The organism is Pseudorhodoplanes sinuspersici, assembly GCF_002119765.1.
In the GTDB taxonomy this organism is placed as follows: Bacteria; Pseudomonadota; Alphaproteobacteria; order Rhizobiales; family Xanthobacteraceae; genus Pseudorhodoplanes; species Pseudorhodoplanes sinuspersici.
Genome location: NZ_CP021112.1, coordinates 1,647,294 through 1,666,409, shown reverse-complemented (window position 1 = coordinate 1,666,409; position 19,116 = coordinate 1,647,294). Strand labels below are relative to the sequence as shown.

Here is a 19,116-nt window from a genome sequence, read left to right as displayed (position 1 = left end):
AGCATCATGCATACCGTTGCGGCCTTCGACCGGATCGGCGAGGAAAATGCTTTCGCCGTGCTGGCGCGCGCCAATGTATTGGCGGCGCAAGGCCGTGATATTATTAATCTCGGTATTGGACAGCCGGATTTCCGTACTCCCGATTTCATTGTCGAGGCCGCGATCAAGGCTTTGCGCGACGGTCATCATGGCTACACGCCGGCGACCGGTATTCCTCAATTGCGTGAAGCTGTTGCCGCGGATCTGCACAAACGCTTTTCGGTCGCGGTATCGCCCGACAGCGTGATGATCATGCCGGGCGGCAAGCCGACCATGTTTATGACCATCATGATGTTCGGCGAGCCCGGCGTCGATATTCTCTATCCCGATCCAGGCTTTCCCATCTATCGCTCGATGATCGAGTTCACCGGCGCCAATCCGGTGCCGGTGCCTATCCGTGAGGAGAATGGCTTTGCTTTCTCAGCCGAAGAGACATTGCAGCTTCTGACACCAAATGCACGATTGCTGATCGTCAATTCGCCGGCCAATCCCACCGGCGGCGTCACGCCGAAAAACGAGGTCGACAGGCTGGTTGCAGGACTTGAGCAATTTCCCGATGTCGCCGTGATGTCGGACGAAATCTACGACCACATGACCTATGACGGCGAAAAGCATGTCTGCCTATTATCCTATCCATCGATCCGCGATCGCTTGGTCCTGCTCAATGGCTGGTCAAAGACCTATGCGATGACCGGATGGCGGCTCGGCTACGCGGTATGGCCCGACAAACTTTATGACTATGCGCGCAAGCTCGCCGTCAATCTGCATTCCTGCGTCAACGCATCGGCACAATATGCCGGCCTCGCCGCACTTCAGGGGCCGCAAGACGACGTCTATAAAATGGTCGCCGAGTTCGATCGCCGCCGCAAGGTCGTGGTCGATGGATTAAACAAAATACCTGGCGTCTCCTGCGCAACGCCGAAAGGCGCCTTCTATGCATTTCCCAACATCAAAAAGACGAAATGGAAAGCGAAAGCACTCGCTTCATCGTTGCTGGAGGACGCAGGCGTTGCAATCATCGGCGGACCGGATTTCGGCATTCTGGGTGAAGGCTATGTGCGCCTCAGTTACGCCAACTCGACCGAGAATATCCTGAAGGCGCTCACGCGCATGGGCGAATTTCTCGAAAGCCGCAAAGCGGCCTAGAAAGTTTGTTTCTGGCTGTGAAGATTGTCGCCTATTGGTCAAGGCGGCTGGAAATCGCGCTTTCGGAGCCTTATTAAACCTGTATGAAGCTGAAGATCACAACCTGGAACGTCAATTCGGTGCGGTTCCGCATCGACCTCGTGGCAAAATTCATCAAGGCGGCGCGGCCGGATGTCCTGTGTCTGCAGGAAACGAAATGTCCTGACGACAAGTTTCCGCTCAAGCGCTTCAAGCGGCTTGGCTATGAGCATGCCGCAATGAACGGGCAGAAGGGCTATCACGGCGTTGTCGTGCTCTCGCGCTTTCCGTTCGAATCGACCAGCAAGCGCGGTTTTTGCGGGCTCACCGATTCACGTCACATCTCCGTTGTGCTGGGCGAGCAGGCCGGCCTGAAGGACCCCATCGTCGTGCATAATCTCTATGTGCCGGCAGGGGGCGATATTCCCAATCCCGATGTCAATCCGAAATTCAAGCACAAGCTGTCATTTCTCGATGAGATGCGCGATTGCGAAGAAGTGCATGTCAACGGCAATGCGCGTTCGATCCTGCTCGGCGATCTGAACGTCGCGCCGCGCGAGCATGACGTCTGGAGTCACAAGCAGCTTCTCGACATCGTGTCGCACACACCGATCGAAACCGAAAAACTGAACGCGGCGCAGAAAGCCGGCGGCTGGGTCGATGCGATGCGCGAATTGGTGCCGGAGCCAACAAAGCTCTATACATGGTGGAGCTATCGTTCGCCGGACTGGAAAGCCGCCGATAAGGGCCGCAGGCTCGATCACATGTGGCTTGCGCCAGCGCTGATGGATCGCGTGTCGGATATCAAGATTTCAAAGGAAGCCCGCGGTTGGGCCCAGCCGTCGGATCATGTGCCGGTGACGGCGACGTTTGAGGTCTAAAGCGTTTTCGAGCGAAGTGGATACCGGTTCGCGTAAAGAAAACGCGGCAAAACAAAAAGCTAGAGCCCCGGCTTTGATTCCATCAAAGCCGGGGCTCTAGCCTAACTCCTACGCTCCGGATCGAGCGTGTTGCGCACGAGAAGCATATCCGCCATCGATTGACGTGCGCGTCGCGTCAGAAAATCGTGCAGGCGAACAGCAGCATCAGCATCGTCTTCCAGGATCTTCCTGAACATGCTGCGCGAAATGCGGATCACAGTGCACGCTTCTTGCGCCGTGGCGCTGAGCGGATGCACGGCATCGCTGATCAGTGCAAATTCACCGAGCAGTATGCCCGGGCCCGCTTCCATCATCTTCGTCGACGACGCCGGATCGACCTTGAGATTGAACGTCCCCTCCTGAACGAGATAGGCGCAATCGATCCGGTCGCTTGGACGAAACAGAACCTCGCCCTCTTCCACCTGCCTCGTTTCGGCACCCACCGCAATCAGACGCAGGGCAGCACGGCCGAGGACCTTGAGCATCGGCACTTGTTCTAGAATCGCGATATCCTCGTCGATGCTCATTGGAATGGCGCCTAGGGCACCAGCTTGTACCCGCCAGCATCCGTCACAAGAATTGCCGGATTGGCCGCATCCTTCTCGACCTTCTGCCGAAGCCGATAGACATGCGTTTCCAGCGTGTGGGTGGTAACACCTGAATTATAGCCCCACACTTCCTGCAACAATGTCTCGCGCGATACCGGCCGCTGGCCGGCGCGATAGAGGTAACGCAGGATTGCCGTTTCCTTTTCGGTCAAGCGAACCTTGGTGCCCTTGTCGCCTGTCAGCAGCTTCGAACTTGGCCGGAAGCTGTATGGCCCGATGGTAAAAACAGCATCCTCGCTCGCCTCATGCTGACGCAATTGCGCGCGGATGCGCGCCAGCAATACGGCAAAGCGAAACGGCTTGGTCACATAATCGTTCGCGCCGGATTCGAGACCGAGGATTGTATCCGAATCGGTGTCATGGCCCGTCAACATGATGACGGGCGCCTTGAAGCCGGACTTCCGCAGCAGGCGGACAGCTTCACGGCCATCCATGTCCGGCAAACCGACATCCATGATGACGAGATCGATCTGGCCGGCTTTGGCCGTCTGAACACCTTTGCTGCCAGTTTCCTCGCCTAAGGCTTCGAATTCCTCGTGCAAGGCAAGCTGCTCCACCAGCGTGTCGCGAAGCTCGGCATCGTCGTCCACAATCAGAATTTTTCGTACATTCGACATGGGTGGCCCCCGGGGCCTATGATTTGGGCCCGCGCTAGGGGTCCAATATTACAGATTTGTCGCGAAATAGGGCATCTGAGATTGAAAGGGCAAGCGAGAGTTGCCTAATTGGTAAGTTTGAACAGGATCACTACCTTTTAACCATGTCCCCGCGGCCATTCGTTCACATTCAGGTTCATAAACAACCCGGAACCAAAACCCGTGGTATTTTAATGGCAGGACATGCCGCCATCCCGGTCGCGTTGGGCCGGGGAGGCATCCTGACGAACAAACGGGAGGGCGACGGTGGCACCCCCCGAGGGAACTTTCGTCTGAAGCGGCTCTGGTGGCGGCAGGACCGAATCACCCGCCCCCGCACTAGATTACCAGTCCGAGCTATCCGTCCCGCCGATGCCTGGAGCGAAGACCCGGCCGACCGACGCTATAACCGCCCCGTGCATCGAGAGCCGGACGAGCCCGGTGACCGCCTGATGCGGGCCGATGATCTTTACGACCTGATTATAGAAATCGATCACAACGATCGCCCTCGCGTCGCCGGCCGCGGCAGCGCCGTTTTCATTCACATCGCGCGCGACGGTTTCAAACCGACGGCTGGATGCGTTGCGCTGCGCCGGAACGATCTTCTCAGACTGCTGCAACGGGTGGGACCACAAACGCGCATTATCGTCCGGTAAATGCGGGTGCAATCGCTCCATTAAAATTAGGTCACTGCTTTTAGCGAAAGCCTATTTGCCGGCTGGTAATTGCACATCTGTCCTTTCAGATCACTGGATGAGGTGCACCGATGCAGAAGTTGTTGCTTACCGCTGTATTCAGCGGCGCTGTCGCGCTGATGACGTTCCAAGCTCAGGCTTTCCCCGTTAGCCCAATATCCCCGGTCCAAACGTCGTCTGACATTGTACAGGTCCGCGGCGGCTGCGGGCTTGGTTGGCATCGAGGGCCCTATGGCGGATGCCGCCGCAATTGGGCACGCGGAGCTCGTGCCTTTGCCGGTCCGCGCTGCTGGTTCCGCCGCACACCATGGGGCCCGCGCCGCGTTTGCCGCTGGTAATATAGAAATGCGAAGCCCCGCTTTCTGCGCGGCTTCGCATTTGCTTGCCCTCGATTGTCTTTCAGAAAAATAGTCGTTGTTGCACGAGATCGTCGCGGTCTGTTTCATTAAACAAACTGCTGCCGTGGCCGACCATCATCATCGATTAACGATTTTGCAACGGAGTCTCGCGGATCCCGGAACTCGTTAAGGGGATCCGAATACTCCCCAGCTAATTTGCATCGGCAATTCAGCCCTTCCCGCAACTCTTCACATCCGATCCTGCATGGACGCGACTCACACACAGAGCCAGCTTTCTTCAAACGCGGCCGAACGTCAGATTATCGGGCGCGTCATGTCCGTCGGTGGCGCCACGGCAGCGATTGAACTCCATCACGCCGGAAGCAGCTTGCATGATGCAGCGCGTGCAACCGTCGGCAAGTTTCTCGGTGTCGTCAGTGGAGATGCCGTAATCATCGGCATGGTCACTGACATTTCGGAGCAGCGCGGTGCGCACCGAATCAATGTCGCTCATATCGATCTGTTCGGTGAAGTGAAGGAAATTGAAGGCGCGTCCGGTTTCACGCGCGGCATCACAGCATATCCGACGATCGGCGATCCTGCGCTGCTGATGACCAACGAGGAGCTTTGCCTGGTCTATGGCGACGCAAGCGACACGGTGCGGATCGGGTCGCTTCGTCAGGCTCCGCAAATCAATGCTTCGATCAATATCGACGAATTGCTCAGCAAGCATTTCGCAATTCTTGGCACCACCGGCGTTGGAAAATCGAGCGGCGTCGCCATCATCCTGCAACAGGTCCTTGCCGCCCGTCCGGATTTACGCATTTTTCTGATCGATCCACACAATGAGTATGGCCGCTGTTTCGGCGACAAAGCGCAGGTTCTGAATCCGCGCAATCTTCGCCTGCCGTTCTGGCTGTTCAATTTCGAAGAAACAATCGATGCTTTCTTCGGAAGGCGGCCGGGCGTCGACGAAGAAGTGGAGATTCTTTCCGAGGTCATTCCGCTGGCGAAGGGCGCTTATCTCCAATACCGCAATGCCAATGATCGTTTTCTGACAAAACGCCGCGATCCAAAGAATGCAGGCTTCACCGCCGATACGCCGGCGCCTTATCGCATCGAGGACCTGATCGGGTTGATCGACGAGCGCATGGGCAAGCTGGAAAATCGCTCCTCGCGCATGCACCATTATAAACTGCTGCAGCGAATTCAGACCTTCCGCAACAATCCGCGCTACGCTTTCATGTTCGAAAACGCCAATGTCGGTGGCGACACAATGGCGGAGATCATTTCGAATCTGTTTCGTCTGCCGGCTAACAACAAACCGCTGACTGTGATGCAACTCGGCGGTTTCCCGGCGGAAGTCGTCGACTCCGTTGTCTCGGTATTGAGCCGCATGGCGTTCGATTTCGGCTTGTGGAGTGATGGTGTTGCACCACTGCTTTTCATCTGCGAGGAAGCGCATCGTTATGCGGCGGCCGACGCCAAGGTCGCATTCGGACCGACACGGCGTGCTTTGTCGCGCATTGCGAAAGAAGGACGCAAGTACGGCGTATTTCTTGGACTGGTCACGCAGCGGCCGGCGGAGATCGATCCCAATATTATCTCTCAATGCAACACATTGTTCGTCATGCGATTGTCGAACGATCGCGATCATGCGTTGATCCGATCCGCCGTATCCGATGCTGCGTCGAGCCTTCTGACATTCGTTCCATCGCTTGGTACAGCCGAAGCATTCGTCTTCGGGCCTGGCGTCGCTTTGCCGATGCAGATGAAATTCAGGGAGTTACCGCAACAGTTCCGGCCGAGCAGCGATGTTGGCAGCAGCGGACACGCTGACGCTGACGCGGGTTCAGACTTGATCGTGTCGGTGATCGAACGCTGGCGCAATGCGACCATGAGTCAAAAGCATCATGATGATGATGTTTACGACTTCGGCTACGCGCCACCTGTGCAGCCACAGCAAATTCTTGAACCGCCCGATTCAGTACGCTCCCGCATTCTCAAGGCGCCGCTTGATCGTACTGGACTTGGAACACCGGATCTGCCGAAGACGTGGCGGTAATATTCAGCCCCGCGCGCCGAAGATCGCCGAACCGATCCGCACATGCGTCGCGCCGAACTGGATCGCGATCTTGAAATCGGCGCTCATGCCCATTGAGAGCTGTGTCAGTCCGTTGCGCGCCGCGATTTTCGCCGTGAGGGCAAAATGCGGCGCTGGCGCCTCATCGAATGGCGGGATGCACATCAGACCTGAAATCGTCAGCCCGTAGGTATCCTTGCAGGCCCGCAGGAATGCGTCGGCAGCCTCCGGCAAGATGCCGGCCTTTTGCGGCTCGGCGCCAGTGTTGATTTCAACGAAAAGTTGTGGCGATCGACCCTGCTTGCCGATCTCCTTGGCCAGCGCCTCGCACAGGCTTGGCCGGTCAACGGAATGGATGGCGTCGAACATCGCCACCGCTTCCTTCGCCTTGTTCGATTGGAGCGGCCCGATCAGGTGGAGCGATAGGCCGGGATGGCGCTTCAGCAAGCCCGGCCATTTCCCCTTTGTTTCCTGAACCCGGTTCTCGCCAAACACCCGCTGACCGGCGGCAATGACCGGCTCGATCGCATCGGCCTCAAATGTCTTGCTGACCCCGATTAATGTGACAGTCGCCGGATCGCGCCCGACCTCGTGGCACGCTGCCGCGATTTGGTGCTTTACGTCGGTGAGTGCCGCAGTGACGGTGGTTTCGGACATCCGCGGGTCTATAACGGTCGTCACCGCATGATGCAAAAAGCCCTCGAACGCCCGATCTGACGTTACCCGTGATCTCTTCTGGCGAAGCGTTTACTCCCGCTGGACTATGTCCGCTTATACGGTCTGCCACTGGTTCATGGCATCGGCCGACGCTCTGTTCAGATGCACCTGGTTATCGATGTGATCGACCCATTTGATGGGAATCAGGTGGTGTTCGCCTCCGGCTGCGGGATCATTCTTGGTTAGCTTGATCCACTTCGCGCCTTCCATGTGATCGACTGTGCCGACATGCGCGCCGTCGGTCCCAACAACTTCCATCTCATGGTGGATTTCTCGCGCTTTCACCATTGTCTCCTCCTGTTGATGGCAGGAAAACCGGCAGGCGGCCGTGAAAGTTCCAGGGAGAGTCCATATCTTGGCGGCTGCGGCCGGCCCAATGCCTTGTGACAGGCCGTTGACCAGAAAGGAGTTTTCGTGTCCTTTCCGCCTCAATTCTGACCCTGAGCCAATCATTGATGAGCACCGAGCGCTACAACGCCCGCGACGCCGAGCCGCGCTGGCAAAAAACCTGGACCGATCGCGAAATTTTCGCGACCAAGAACGACGATCCGCGCCCGAAATACTACGTGCTCGAGATGTTCCCCTATCCTTCGGGGCGCATCCATATGGGCCATGTGCGCAACTACACGATGGGCGACGTGGTCGCCCGCTACAAGCGCGCCAGGGGTTTCAGCGTTCTGCATCCGATGGGCTGGGACGCCTTCGGCATGCCGGCGGAAAATGCCGCAATGGAGCGCAAGGTCCATCCCAGGGCCTGGACCTACGACAACATCGCCGCGATGAAGAAGCAGCTCCAGTCGATGGGGCTGTCGCTGGACTGGGCACGCGAAATCGCGACCTGCGACCCGAATTATTATCGTCACCAGCAGGCGATGTTCCTCGACTTCCTGAAAGCGGGGCTGGTCGAGCGCAAACAATCGAAGGTGAACTGGGATCCAGTTGATCAGACCGTGCTCGCCAACGAGCAGGTGATCGATGGACGCGGCTGGCGCTCCGGCGCGCTGGTCGAGCAGCGCGAACTGACGCAATGGTTTTTCAAGATCAGCGATTACGCGCAGGACCTGCTTGATTCGATCGACATGCTCGATCGCTGGCCCGACAAGGTGCGCCTCATGCAGCGCAACTGGATCGGGCGATCGGAAGGATTGTTCGTCCGCTTTGCGCTCGATCCGAAGACGACACCGGCTGGCGAAACCGAACTCGATGTCTTTACGACGCGACCGGATACCTTGTTCGGCGCGAAGTTCATGGCGATCGCGCCCGATCATCCGCTGGCTACGGCTGCCGCCGCGAAAAATCCGCAGCTCGCGGAGTTCATCGCCGAGTGCAAGCGCCACGGCACCGCGCAGGAAGTGATCGACAAGGCCGAGAAGCTTGGCTTCGACACCGGCATCAAGGCTGTTCATCCGCTCGATCCAACGTGGCAATTGCCGGTCTATGTCGCCAATTTCATTCTGATGGATTATGGCACGGGCGCGATCTTCGGTTGCCCGGCGCATGATCAGCGCGACCTCGATTTCGTCAACAAATACGGGCTCGGCAACGTACCGGTCGTTTGTCCGCCCGGTCAGGATCCAAAAACATTCGTCATCACCGACACCGCCTATGATGGCGACGGCACGATGATCAATTCGCGCTTTCTCGACGGCATGACCATCGAGCAGGCGAAGGACGAAGTCGCCAAGCGTCTCGAGAGCGAAACGCGCGGCAACAAAGCCGTCGCAACGCGACAGGTGAATTTTCGTCTGCGCGACTGGGGCATTTCGCGGCAGCGCTATTGGGGCTGCCCGATCCCGATCATTTACTGCGAGTCGTGCGGCATCGTGCCGGTACCGAAGAAAGACCTGCCGGTGAAATTGCCGGAGGACGTCAGCTTCGACCGGCCTGGCAACCCGCTTGACCGTCACGAAGCATGGAAACATGTCGCGTGCCCCTCGTGCGGCAAACCGGCACGCCGCGAAACCGACACGATGGATACCTTCGTCGATTCGTCCTGGTATTTCGCACGCTTCACCGATCCGTGGATCGACACCGCGCCGACCGACCGCAAGGTCGTCGATCGCTGGCTGCCCGTCGATCAATATATCGGCGGCATCGAGCATGCGATTTTGCATCTGCTCTACAGCCGCTTCTTCACGCGGGCGATGAAGAAGACTGACCACATCGGTCTCGATGAGCCATTCGCCGGCCTGTTCACGCAGGGCATGGTCGTTCACGAAACCTATCGCAAGCAGGACGGCACATTTGTCATGCCGGCCGAGGTCACGATCGAAGGCATGGGCGATCAGCGCAAGGCGACGCTGACGGCGACCGGCGAACCGATCGAGATCGGCCACATCGAAAAAATGTCGAAGTCGAAGCGCAACACGGTCGATCCCGACGACATCATCGGCGGTTACGGCGCCGACACCGCACGCTGGTTCGTCTTGTCCGATTCGCCGCCCGAACGCGACGTGATCTGGACCGAAGAAGGCGTGCAGGGCTCGTGGCGTTTCGTGCAGCGGCTGTGGCGTCTGGTCGGCGAGATTGCTGATATCGCGGCCAAGGCTCCGGCTGACCGGCCGGCCTCGTTCGGCGCGACGGCGACGGCGGTCCGCAAGGCGGCACATTCGGCGCTGGCAAAAGTGTCCGAGGATATCGAGAAGCTGCGCTTCAACCGTTGCGTCGCGCATATTTATGAATTCGCCAACGCGCTCAGTTCGGCCATCGGCGATATCACGTCACCGGCCGACATCACCCCCGACCTCGCCTTTGCGATTCGAGAGGCCGGCGACATCCTGGTCCAGCTCTTCGCACCGATGATGCCGCATCTGGCGGAGGAATGCTGGGTGGTCTTGGGCCACCAGTCCCTGGTGTCGATGCAGGGCTGGCCGGAGGTCGAAACCGGCCTGCTGGTCGAAAATACCATCACCCTGCCTGTTCAGGTGAACGGCAAGAAGCGGGCTGATGTAACCGTGCCACGGGACGCCGGAAATTCGGATATTGAGGCTGCCGTCTTAACGCTTGATGCGGTAAAGAAAGCCCTGGACGGGAAAGCTCCTAAAAAGGTCATTGTTGTCCCGCAAAGGATTGTGAATGTCGTTGCCTAGGGGAAAACGGGGGATCGGGCGCTTCGCGGCACTGGGGTTGGCGTTGGCCAGCGCCGGGCTGACGGCCGGTTGCTTCCAACCTCTTTACGGGACCGCCTCGGCGGTCAGTGGCAGTCCTGCGGTCAGCACCGCCATGGCAACGGTTGACGTCGAGCAGATCGATGCGCCGAACGGCACGCCCGAGGCGCGCCTCGGAAATGAAATCCGCAATGCCCTGATTTTCGGACTTACCGGCGGCGGAGCGGCAGCCTCGCCGGCCTATCGGCTGAAGATCAACATCAGCGGTAATAATCAGCGGGTGATTGTCGATACCACCACCGCCCGGCCGGATATGGAAATCTACGGCATCGACGCGACTTACAGCCTGACCGAGCTGGCGACCAACAAGGTCGTGTTGACGGGCCGGGCCTTCTCGCGCTCGTCCTATGACATCCCTGGCCAGCAGCAGCGTTTCGCCCGTCAGCGCGGCGAGCGTGACGCACAGAATCGCGCGTCGAATATCCTTGCCGAACAGATCAAAACACGCCTCGCCTCATATTTCGTTTCCGGCGGTTGATGATCTTATCTGGTCTACCGGGTTTCTCTTTCTCCGCCTCATCCTGAGGAGGCGGCAAAGCCTCCGTCTCGAAGGATCGGGGCGGCCCATGGTTCGAGACGCGATTCTTTCGAAGCGCTCCTCACCATGAGGCCGATTGAGAGCGATACGCCACGATGATTTTATGACCACCGTCAAACCTTTCGAAGCAGATGCCTTTGTTTCACGGCCCGATCCGGCACGTCCGATCGTGCTGATCTATGGTCCTGATTCCGGTCTCGTGCATGAGCGCGCCGAAGCGCTCGCAAAAATCTCCGTCGACAATCCCGCCGACGTCTTTTCACTGATCCGGATCGACGGCGACGAACTGTCGGGAAATCCCTATCGCCTCGTCGAAGAGGCCAACACCATTCCGATGTTCGGCGGGCGCAGAGCCCTCTGGGTCAAGGCCGGCAGCCGCAATATTGCTTCAGCCGTCGAAGCCGTCCTTGCTGCGCCCTCGCCCGATTGTCGCGTTGTGATCGAGGCCGGCGACCTTCGCAAGACCGCGCCGCTGCGGACATTGTGCGAGAAAGCCAAGAACGCAGCCGTCATTGCCTGCTATGCCGACAGCGACCGCGACATTGCACAGGTCGTCGACGACGAATTGAAAAAAGCCAATCTTGTCATCGCGCCGGACGCACGCGCGGCTTTGTTGCCATTTCTCGGCGGCGACCGGCAGGCAACGCGCAACGAATTGCGCAAGCTCGCTCTCTATGTTCACGGCCGTGACCGCGTCACCGTCGATGACGTCATGGCGGTGGTCGCGGATGCCTCCGCGGTTGCGCTGGACAGTGTGATCGACGCTGCTTTTTGTGGCCGGCCGGCCGAAGTCGAAACCCATTTCGCAAAAGCACGCGGTGAAGGCACGGCGCCCGGCGCCATCGTGTCATCGGCGTTGCGTCACCTGTCTCATCTGCATCGCATGCGCCTCGCCGTTGAAGAGGGACAATCGACAACCAGCGTGATCGAGAGCGCGCGGCCTCCGATTCATTTTCGTCGCAAGCCAATGATTGACGCTGCCTTGCGTGCCTGGACTGCAGGCAAATTGCTTGACGCAATGTCGTCGCTTGGCGACACATTGCTGGAAACACGGCGTCAGCCGCATCTGGCCGAAACGATTGCCCAACGCGCGATGATGTCGTTGGCGACGGCGGCGAGACGAAGGGGGTAGCTCTCCTGTCCCGGACGCTGCACGAGCAAAGCGCAGTGATGCGCTGCAGATCCGCGACCTATTTCAATATTTCTATAGGCCCCGGTTCAGCGGCGCATCGTTTCACGCTGCACCGGGCCCGCGGCACGAGACCGTCTTACCCCCGCTGCAGCTTGGCAATCACATCGTCGAGCTGTTCGAGCGTGCGATAACGAATGCCGAGCACACCACCGGCCCGGCCTTTGTCGGTGATTTCCACCACAAGTCCGAGCGCATCCGACAACTGTTTCTCCAGCGCAGCGATATTCGCATCTTTGCGCGCCTTCGCAGTCGACTTCGGTTTCTTCGCGGCCTTCGCATCGTCCTGCCGGAGCTTCTCGACCTGACGGACGTTAAGGCCTTTCTCCACGATATCGCGCGCAATGGATTCCGGATCGCTCTGGTTGATCAACGCGCGTGCATGGCCTGCGGTCAGCTTACCTTCATTGATGTAGCTCTTGACCGCGTCAGGCAGCTTCAACAAACGTAACGTATTGGCGACATGGCTGCGGCTCTTGCCAACGATGGTCGCGATGTCGTCCTGGCTATGACTGTATTGATTGGCGAGCGCCTGATAGCCCGCCGCCTCTTCGAGCGGATTGAGGTCGGCCCGCTGGATATTTTCGATGATCGCGAGTTCGAGCGCTTCCGCATCTGTGACTTCAAGAACGACAATCGGCACTTCATGCAGACCGGCGCGCTGCGAAGCACGCCATCGCCTTTCACCGGCGATGATCTCGAATGTGTTGGGTTCGCTTTTCGACGAGCGGACAACAATCGGCTGAATGATTCCGCGCTCGCGAATCGACTGCGACAGCTCTTCCAGCTCCGCATCTGCAAAGATGCGGCGCGGGTTGCGCGGATTCGCTTTGACATGTTCGATCGGAACGCGGCGCTGCGATTTCGGCGCACGATCGGATGTTGACGATTCGGCGCCGACATCGCCCATCAGCGCAGCCAATCCGCGCCCCAGTCGCGACCGCGTTTCTTCTGCCATATCGGCTGCTCCTGACAATCGCGCCACCGCGTCCTCCATTCCAGATCAATTCAACTGCTGGGCGTGTTAGTGCGTCGCGAGTTCGCGCTCGCGCTGGATCACCTCCGTCGCCAATCTCAGATAAGCGTCGCTGCCGGCACACTTGAGATCATAGACAAGCACCGGCTTTCCGTAGGACGGCGCTTCCGAGATACGCACGTTGCGCGGGATAACAGTGTCGTAGACTTTCGAGCCCATGAATTCGCGAACGTCGGCCACAACCTGACTTGAGAGATTGTTGCGCGCATCGAACATCGTCAGCACGATGCCGTGAATCGAGAGCCGCGGATTCAGCGCTTCCTTGACCTGCTCGACGGTCTTCAGCAATTGCGACAGACCTTCGAGCGCGAAGAATTCGCATTGGAGCGGAACAAGCACAGCGTCAGACGCCGCCATCGCGTTCACGGTGAGAAGGTTCAGCGATGGCGGACAATCGACCAGAACATAGGTGTAGTCGGTCCCTTCGGCATGGCCGTCATTCAACCGGCCGATGGCATTGCGCAGACGCACCGCCCGATCGCGGGCGCTCGAGACTTCAAGCTCGAGACCGGCGAGATCGAGCGTCGATGGCGCGATGTGCAGACGCGGCACCGACGTGGTGACAATGGCGTCACGGAGAGCCGCCTCGCCGACCAGCACATCATATGTGGACCGGTTGCGGTCACGCCGGTCGATGCCGAGGCCGGTCGAGGCGTTACCCTGCGGGTCAAGATCAATAATCAGCACCCGCTCGCCGATGGCGGCAAGGGCCGTGCCGAGATTGATGGCGGTTGTCGTCTTGCCGACTCCGCCCTTCTGATTTGCGACCGCGAGAACGCGCATCGGTTTGACCTGCGTGGCATCGGTCGACTCAGTCGTATCCTGCGGAACGATCGTCGGGGCGTCGGTCATGGCAAATCCCTGCCTAGGAAAATAATCTCAACCATCGGACGGTGGCGGAACGAGGCGTTGGGCTGAAACGACCCGGACGATACGGCCGCCGGCATCGGTGATGCTTGGGATCAGCTCTGTATCCATCGTCCAATATTTAGATGCCGCGGTCAATTCACCCTCTACATCTTGTCCCTTGAGGAACAATGCCTGCGCGCCCCTTTTCAACAAGGGATAAGCCTTATCCAGCAGATTATCGAGGGACGCTAGCGCGCGGGCGGTAACAATCTCCACGGGTTCGTTGAAGCCATCCACAAAGTCTTCGATTCGCACCGCATGGACCCTGGCTGACGCTCCAGTCAGCCGCACCGCTTCTCGCAGGAAGGCGGCCTTCTTCAGGTTGCTCTCGACGAGATGCACAACGGCCCTCGGCTTGTCGGCGAGAGCACAGGCGATGACGAGGCCGGGAAAACCGCCGCCGGAGCCGAGGTCGACCCAGCGCGTCGCATCCGGCGCGAGCCGCAGAAGCTGCAGCGAATCGGCGATGTGCCGGCTCCAGAGTTCCGGGATTGTCGATGGCGCGATCAGGTTCGTGGTCGCCTGCCACTGCAGCAAAGCTGCAACATAGCGGTCCAGACGAGGTGCTATTTCACGTGAATCGTTGAGTGATTCGATGACCTTGGTGCGGTCGGCGGCCAGACTGGCTTCAAGATCACGAGAGGTCTTTTGGTGCTTGGCCTTGGCCATCACTGGGCCGCGGAACGCAAGGCCCCGCGCCGGAGATAGGCGACCAGAAGCGTCAGCGCCGCCGGGGTCACACCTTCCAGCCGGCCGGCATGACCGATGGTCCGCGGACGATGGGTCGTCAGCTTGTGACGGACTTCGTTCGACAGACCGGGAATGGCCGCATAATCCAGATCATCGGGCAGACCGAGCGCCTCGTCTTTCCGATACGAGGCAATATCGGCCGCCTGCCGGTTCAAGTAGACGTCGTACTTGGCGTCAATCTCGAGCTGCTCGGCCACGGCCGGCGCGAGGGTTCCGAGCTCCGGCCAGATTTTCGCGAGTTCGGCGATGGCCATGTCCGGATAGGACAGCAGCTCGAACGCGGTGCGGCGATGTCCGTCCTTCTTGAGTGTGAGGCCGTGGCGGGCCGCCTCGGTCGGCGAGACCGAGACCGACCGGGCGAAGTCGCGCGCATCCGCTAGCGCCTTGGCCTTGGCTTCGAAAGCTTCACGACGCACGGCGCCGACGCAACCAAGGGCGATGCCCTTCCCGGTCAGACGCTGGTCGGCATTGTCCGCCCGCAGCGCCAGCCGGTACTCGGCCCGCGACGTGAACATGCGATAGGGCTCTGTGATTCCACGTGAAACAAGGTCGTCGACCATCACGCCGATATAGGCCTCGGCACGGTCGAAGACGATTGCGTCCCCGCCCCCTGCCCGTGCCGCGGCGTTGAGACCGGCCAGCAACCCTTGGGCCGCCGCCTCCTCGTAACCAGTCGTGCCGTTGATCTGCCCGGCCAGGAAAAGCCCTTGAATTCGCTTGGTTTCCAGCGTCGGCTGGAGCTCGCGCGGATCGACATGATCGTATTCGATGGCGTAGCCGGGGCGGATGAACCGCGCCTTTTCCAGGCCCGGGATCGAGGTCACGACGGCGTGCTGGACCTCCTCCGGGAGAGAGGTCGAAATGCCGTTCGGATAGACGGTGTGGTCGTCGAGGCCTTCCGGCTCGAGGAAGATCTGGTGGCCGTCCCGCTCGCCGAATCGGACGATCTTGTCCTCGATCGACGGGCAATAGCGCGGTCCTCGGCTCTCGATCTGGCCGGAATACATCGGCGACCGATGGACGTTCGCCCGGATCATCGCATGCGTGGCTTCGGCCGTCCGGGTGATCCCGCACTGGATTTGCGGGTTCCCGATCCGCGTCGTCAGGGTCGAGAATGGCTCCGGCGGCTCGTCGCCCGGCTGCATGTCCAGCGAGGCCCAATCGATGGTCCGGCCATCCAGGCGCGGCGGCGTGCCGGTCTTTAGCCGGCCGAGGGCAAAGCCGATCCGCTCCAAGGCCTTGGACAGCCCCATCGCCGGCGCCTCCCCGACCCGGCCCGCCGGGATTTTCTGCTCGCCGATATGGATCAGGCCACGCAGGAAGGTTCCGGTGGTCAGGACCACCGCCCCCGCCTGCAGAATGCGGCCATCAGCCAGACGAAGACCGGCGATCCGGCCGTCCTGCTCGATCAGATCGTCGGCTTCGGCCTCAACGACCGTGAGATTGGCCGTTTCCAGGATCGCCCGCTGCATGGCCGCGGCATAGAGCTTCCTATCCGCCTGAGCGCGAGGCCCGCGGACGGCCGGCCCCTTGCGGCGGTTCAGAACCCGGAACTGGATGCCGCCCTGGTCGGCGACGCGGCCCATCAGACCGTCCAGGGCATCGATTTCCCGGACCAGATGGCCCTTCCCAAGGCCACCGATGGCCGGGTTACAGGACATCGCGCCGATGGTTGAAAACCGATGCGTAACCAGCGCGGTGATGGCCCCAATGCGCGCGGCGGCCGCTGCGGCTTCGCAGCCGGCGTGCCCGCCACCGATCACGATGACATCAAAACGCTGATCCATGATGCGCGGTATGTAGTTGAGCGTGGGGATAGCGTCAAAAGAATTGGAATCCTCTAGCGCCGTTTCACGTGAAACGCAGGAGTCTCAAACTCTTGAACGAAGACTCTGGAGTCGAATCAGAAAAGGTAAACGGCCTATTTACCAATGCAGAAGTCACGAAAAATCACGTCCAGGATGTCTTCGACGTCCACACGTCCCGTAATCCGCCCCAATGACTGACTGGCCAGTCGTAATTCCTCGGCAAAAAGGTCTTCCTGGCCCTCTTCGCCCCGTAAAATTCCGCGTTTGAGGGCTTTTTCGGTCATTTCCAGCAGATTCCGCTGCCTTTCCCGCGTAATCAGGGCTGGTTCCCGCGATTCCAGGGTGTTCCGGGCATAGGCGGTCAGGTCGGTGAGGAGGCGATCCACCCCCTCCCCGGACACCGCGGAAAGCTCGTAGAAGTGCCGTTGCTCGGGCCTGGAGGATCCGCCAGCGTACTCCTCAGCCCGATATCCTGCGCTTTGGTCGCTTCCGAGATCGATTTTCGTCCGGACCGTCCAGGTTTCCGGCGAATCCGGCCTTGAAACCGGATTCGCACCTTCATTCTCCATTAACCATAAAACCAGATCCGCCTCCGCCGCCCGGGCCCGGGCCCGCGCGACCCCTTCCTGCTCAACCGGATCGGTCGCCTCGCGGATACCGGCCGTATCAAGCAACGTCACGGGAAACCCTTCCAGATCGAGATGCACCTCGATCACATCCCGGGTGGTTCCGGCGTATGGCGACACAATCGCCACATCCCGGCGGGCGATCTTGTTCAAAAGGGTCGATTTGCCGGCATTCGGGGGTCCGGCGATCGCCACGACCAGCCCTTCCCGCATCCGCTCACCCCGGCGCCCCTCGGCCAGGACCGCAGCAATCTCCTGCTGCAGCGCACGAACGGCCTCCAATGAGCGGCTGGTGACGTCGGCGGCGACATCCGCCTCGTCGGAAAAGTCGATCCCAGCCTCGACCAGCGCCAAAGCCTCGATCAGACGGCGGCGCCAGGCCTCGGCCCGGTTTCCCAGCAATCCCTGCAATTGCCGGATCGCCTGTTTCCGCTGGGATTCGGTGTCGGCATAGATGAGATCGGCCAGTCCTTCGATGGCAGTCAGGTCCAGCTTGCCGTTTTCGAAGGCCCGACGGGTGAATTCGCCCGCCTCCGCCATCCTCATCCCTTCAAGCTTCGACAGCGCGTTGAAGGTCGCGGCCACCACCGCCCGCCCGCCATGGAGCTGAAATTCGGCCACGTCCTCCCCGGTCTCGCTGTTTGGCCCTTCGAAAAACAGCACCAGCGCCTGGTCGATGGCGCCGCCCGATTGCGGATCGCGAACGGTCGCGAATGCCGCCTGGCGCGGCGCCGGCACCCGGCCGATCATCGCCAGGAGCGCGGCTTTGGCCTGCGGCCCGGAAATGCGGACCACGCCAATGGCGGCCGGAAGGCTGCCGGAGGACAGTGCGTAGATTGTTTCACGTGCAGGAACGGTCATGCGGAAACATCAACGCCGTTCCGGCTAGCCCGTAAAGAGGCTGCGATGCACCGGCCGTTCGAACCCTTAACGGGGCCGCGGCACTTGTTTCGACGCGGTTGCTTCACGCGAACCGGCCGTCGCCCGGAAGGGGCCGGCTATGATCGGCGAAGGCCCGGGTGCCCGCTTCGCTCGAAAATGCTCTAGATATTCCGCCAGGCGAGCTGCAATCCGATCAACAGAATGCCGCCGAAGAAGCACAGCCGGAAGGTTTCGACACTGATGCGTCGGCGAATGTGCTGGCCGATATACATTCCGATCAAGGCTGGCGCGATCGCGAACAGCGACAACAGGCCCAGCGAGGTGTCGAAGGCGCCGCCACCCCACAGCACAAAGGTGAGCGCGACCGTCGACAGCGTGAAGTGCAGACCCAAGGCCTGGACCAGCTCTTCCTTCTCGAGACCGATCGCCTGCAGGTAAGCCAGCGCCGGCATAACGAACACGCCGGTCGCCGCCATGATGTAGCCCGTGGCCAAGCCCACTATCGGACCAAGCCAGATCTCGGATCTTCGCGAGACGGTGAACTTGATCTTCGCAAGACCCATCAGTGCATAAAGAACGAGGACAAGACCAAGCCCCAAAGCCGCGGGTTTTGCATTCGCACCGGTCAGAATGCCCGCGCCCAGCCACGCACCGACAAACAAGCCGATCAACATTCCGCCGAGGCGTCTGGTCAGAGCGAGCAGGTAGGGACCCGTCACCATCTGCCAGATATTGGTGGCGAAGGATGGCGCGATCAGAATCGCTGCCGCCTGAGCCGGCGCCATCACCGAAGCCAGAATGCCGAGCGATACCTGCGGCAGCCCCATGCCCATGACGCCCTTCACCAGGCCGGCGAGCAGATAGGCGCCAACGACAAGGGCGATTGTGAACCCGGATCCATCCATGCGCGCAAATGAGGCAAGTCGGTTGAGAGCCGCAATCTGTAATGAACGAAGGCAGCCTTCGGCACTTCCGAATGGCGTAATGCTGCCATTCGGTCCGATGCTGCGTT

General features: G+C 60.0%; 18 protein-coding genes. 8 read left to right on the top strand and 10 right to left on the bottom strand.

Features of this window, described 5'->3' with window-relative positions; translation table 11 throughout:
• Positions 1-3 precede the first annotated feature (3 nt).
• Both CAK95_RS08215 and CAK95_RS08210 read left to right on the top strand, forming a co-directional pair.
• Positions 4-1,185: a pyridoxal phosphate-dependent aminotransferase gene (locus CAK95_RS08215; RefSeq protein ID WP_086087474.1), complete on the top strand. Its 1,182-nt coding sequence runs from the start codon at positions 4-6 to the stop codon at positions 1,183-1,185.
• A gap of 83 nt (positions 1,186-1,268) precedes the next feature.
• Positions 1,269-2,084 carry an exodeoxyribonuclease III gene (locus CAK95_RS08210; protein ID WP_086087473.1) on the top strand — a complete coding sequence of 272 codons (816 nt, stop codon included), beginning with the start codon at positions 1,269-1,271 and terminating at the stop codon, positions 2,082-2,084.
• Positions 2,085-2,185: 101 nt separating this feature from the next.
• Here CAK95_RS08210 and CAK95_RS08205 read toward each other — a convergent pair whose 3' ends face one another.
• Together CAK95_RS08205 and CAK95_RS08200 are read right to left on the bottom strand one after the other, a co-directional pair.
• Positions 2,186-2,650, bottom strand: coding sequence for a Crp/Fnr family transcriptional regulator (locus CAK95_RS08205; protein WP_086087472.1), 465 nt, complete (start codon positions 2,648-2,650; stop codon positions 2,186-2,188).
• An 11-nt stretch (positions 2,651-2,661) separates the two neighbouring features.
• Positions 2,662-3,348, bottom strand: coding sequence for a response regulator transcription factor (locus CAK95_RS08200; protein ID WP_086087471.1), 687 nt, complete (start codon positions 3,346-3,348; stop codon positions 2,662-2,664).
• A gap of 143 nt (positions 3,349-3,491) precedes the next feature.
• Here CAK95_RS08200 and CAK95_RS08195 point away from each other — a divergent pair, with 143 nt between their 5' ends.
• The 3 genes from CAK95_RS08195 (at position 3,492) to CAK95_RS08185 (ending at position 6,464) form a co-directional block, all read left to right on the top strand.
• On the top strand, positions 3,492-4,022 hold the full coding sequence (locus CAK95_RS08195; protein WP_086087470.1) for a L,D-transpeptidase family protein: 531 nt from the start codon (positions 3,492-3,494) through the stop codon (positions 4,020-4,022).
• 110 nt (positions 4,023-4,132) lie between these two features.
• A complete protein-coding gene (locus CAK95_RS30440) occupies positions 4,133-4,399 on the top strand; it encodes a GCG_CRPN prefix-to-repeats domain-containing protein (protein ID WP_086087469.1) in 267 nt (88 codons plus the stop codon).
• 265 nt (positions 4,400-4,664) lie between these two features.
• A complete protein-coding gene (locus CAK95_RS08185) occupies positions 4,665-6,464 on the top strand; it encodes an ATP-binding protein (protein WP_086087468.1) in 1,800 nt (599 codons plus the stop codon).
• A gap of 3 nt (positions 6,465-6,467) precedes the next feature.
• Here the strand turns inward: CAK95_RS08185 and CAK95_RS08180 are convergent, their stop codons facing one another.
• On the bottom strand, positions 6,468-7,139 hold the full coding sequence (locus CAK95_RS08180) for a YggS family pyridoxal phosphate-dependent enzyme (protein ID WP_086087467.1): 672 nt from the start codon (positions 7,137-7,139) through the stop codon (positions 6,468-6,470).
• 114 nt (positions 7,140-7,253) lie between these two features.
• Positions 7,254-7,487 (bottom strand): DUF2171 domain-containing protein, encoded by a 234-nt coding sequence (locus CAK95_RS08175; RefSeq protein WP_086087466.1) that lies wholly within the window; start codon positions 7,485-7,487, stop codon positions 7,254-7,256.
• A gap of 167 nt (positions 7,488-7,654) precedes the next feature.
• Between CAK95_RS08175 and leuS the strand changes: the two genes are divergently transcribed.
• The 3 genes from leuS to holA all read left to right on the top strand — a co-directional run bounded on the left by leuS (position 7,655) and on the right by holA (position 12,036).
• On the top strand, positions 7,655-10,288 hold the full coding sequence (leuS, locus tag CAK95_RS08170) for a leucine--tRNA ligase (protein WP_086087465.1): 2,634 nt from the start codon (positions 7,655-7,657) through the stop codon (positions 10,286-10,288).
• Between the two features lie 133 nt (positions 10,289-10,421).
• Complete coding sequence (lptE, locus tag CAK95_RS08165) at positions 10,422-10,844, top strand: LPS assembly lipoprotein LptE (protein ID WP_245303669.1); 423 nt, start codon at positions 10,422-10,424, stop codon at positions 10,842-10,844.
• Between the two features lie 163 nt (positions 10,845-11,007).
• Positions 11,008-12,036 (top strand): DNA polymerase III subunit delta, encoded by a 1,029-nt coding sequence (gene holA / locus CAK95_RS08160; protein WP_086087463.1) that lies wholly within the window; start codon positions 11,008-11,010, stop codon positions 12,034-12,036.
• A gap of 136 nt (positions 12,037-12,172) precedes the next feature.
• On the opposite strand, the gene CAK95_RS08155 is transcribed toward holA, so the two are convergent.
• The 6 genes from CAK95_RS08155 to CAK95_RS08130 all read right to left on the bottom strand — a co-directional run bounded on the left by CAK95_RS08155 (position 12,173) and on the right by CAK95_RS08130 (position 19,009).
• Positions 12,173-13,051, bottom strand: a complete 879-nt coding sequence (locus CAK95_RS08155; RefSeq protein WP_086087462.1) for a ParB/RepB/Spo0J family partition protein — start codon at positions 13,049-13,051, stop codon at positions 12,173-12,175.
• A gap of 66 nt (positions 13,052-13,117) precedes the next feature.
• Positions 13,118-13,912, bottom strand: coding sequence for a ParA family protein (locus CAK95_RS08150; RefSeq protein ID WP_183044310.1), 795 nt, complete (start codon positions 13,910-13,912; stop codon positions 13,118-13,120).
• Between the two features lie 96 nt (positions 13,913-14,008).
• Positions 14,009-14,707 carry a 16S rRNA (guanine(527)-N(7))-methyltransferase RsmG gene (rsmG, locus tag CAK95_RS08145; RefSeq protein WP_086087460.1) on the bottom strand — a complete coding sequence of 233 codons (699 nt, stop codon included), beginning with the start codon at positions 14,705-14,707 and terminating at the stop codon, positions 14,009-14,011.
• Complete coding sequence (mnmG, locus tag CAK95_RS08140; protein ID WP_086087459.1) at positions 14,707-16,575, bottom strand: tRNA uridine-5-carboxymethylaminomethyl(34) synthesis enzyme MnmG; 1,869 nt, start codon at positions 16,573-16,575, stop codon at positions 14,707-14,709. Before mnmG ends, rsmG begins: the two co-directional genes overlap by 1 nt.
• Before the next feature lie 134 nt (positions 16,576-16,709).
• Positions 16,710-18,083: a tRNA uridine-5-carboxymethylaminomethyl(34) synthesis GTPase MnmE gene (gene mnmE, locus CAK95_RS08135; protein ID WP_086087458.1), complete on the bottom strand. Its 1,374-nt coding sequence runs from the start codon at positions 18,081-18,083 to the stop codon at positions 16,710-16,712.
• 182 nt (positions 18,084-18,265) lie between these two features.
• Positions 18,266-19,009, bottom strand: a complete 744-nt coding sequence (locus tag CAK95_RS08130) for a sulfite exporter TauE/SafE family protein (RefSeq protein ID WP_086087457.1) — start codon at positions 19,007-19,009, stop codon at positions 18,266-18,268.
• Between the last annotated feature and the right edge of the window lie 107 nt (positions 19,010-19,116).

What these genes read in the sequence shown, in the direction of transcription:
- CAK95_RS08210 (WP_086087473.1), top strand. Translation starts at nt 1,269, where the DNA reads ATGAAGCTGAAGATCACAACCTGGAACGTCAATTCGGTGCGGTTCCGC.
- CAK95_RS08205 (WP_086087472.1), bottom strand. Translation starts at nt 2,650, where the DNA reads ATGAGCATCGACGAGGATATCGCGATTCTAGAACAAGTGCCGATGCTC.
- CAK95_RS08200 (WP_086087471.1), bottom strand. Translation starts at nt 3,348, where the DNA reads ATGTCGAATGTACGAAAAATTCTGATTGTGGACGACGATGCCGAGCTT.
- CAK95_RS08195 (WP_086087470.1), top strand. Translation starts at nt 3,492, where the DNA reads ATGTCCCCGCGGCCATTCGTTCACATTCAGGTTCATAAACAACCCGGA.
- CAK95_RS30440 (WP_086087469.1), top strand. Translation starts at nt 4,133, where the DNA reads ATGCAGAAGTTGTTGCTTACCGCTGTATTCAGCGGCGCTGTCGCGCTG.
- CAK95_RS08185 (WP_086087468.1), top strand. Translation starts at nt 4,665, where the DNA reads ATGGACGCGACTCACACACAGAGCCAGCTTTCTTCAAACGCGGCCGAA.
- CAK95_RS08180 (WP_086087467.1), bottom strand. Translation starts at nt 7,139, where the DNA reads ATGTCCGAAACCACCGTCACTGCGGCACTCACCGACGTAAAGCACCAA.
- CAK95_RS08175 (WP_086087466.1), bottom strand. Translation starts at nt 7,487, where the DNA reads ATGGTGAAAGCGCGAGAAATCCACCATGAGATGGAAGTTGTTGGGACC.
- leuS (WP_086087465.1), top strand. Translation starts at nt 7,655, where the DNA reads ATGAGCACCGAGCGCTACAACGCCCGCGACGCCGAGCCGCGCTGGCAA.
- lptE (WP_245303669.1), top strand. Translation starts at nt 10,422, where the DNA reads ATGGCAACGGTTGACGTCGAGCAGATCGATGCGCCGAACGGCACGCCC.
- holA (WP_086087463.1), top strand. Translation starts at nt 11,008, where the DNA reads ATGACCACCGTCAAACCTTTCGAAGCAGATGCCTTTGTTTCACGGCCC.
- CAK95_RS08155 (WP_086087462.1), bottom strand. Translation starts at nt 13,051, where the DNA reads ATGGCAGAAGAAACGCGGTCGCGACTGGGGCGCGGATTGGCTGCGCTG.
- CAK95_RS08150 (WP_183044310.1), bottom strand. Translation starts at nt 13,912, where the DNA reads ATGCGCGTTCTCGCGGTCGCAAATCAGAAGGGCGGAGTCGGCAAGACG.
- rsmG (WP_086087460.1), bottom strand. Translation starts at nt 14,707, where the DNA reads ATGGCCAAGGCCAAGCACCAAAAGACCTCTCGTGATCTTGAAGCCAGT.
- mnmG (WP_086087459.1), bottom strand. Translation starts at nt 16,575, where the DNA reads ATGGATCAGCGTTTTGATGTCATCGTGATCGGTGGCGGGCACGCCGGC.
- mnmE (WP_086087458.1), bottom strand. Translation starts at nt 18,083, where the DNA reads ATGACCGTTCCTGCACGTGAAACAATCTACGCACTGTCCTCCGGCAGC.
- CAK95_RS08130 (WP_086087457.1), bottom strand. Translation starts at nt 19,009, where the DNA reads ATGGATGGATCCGGGTTCACAATCGCCCTTGTCGTTGGCGCCTATCTG.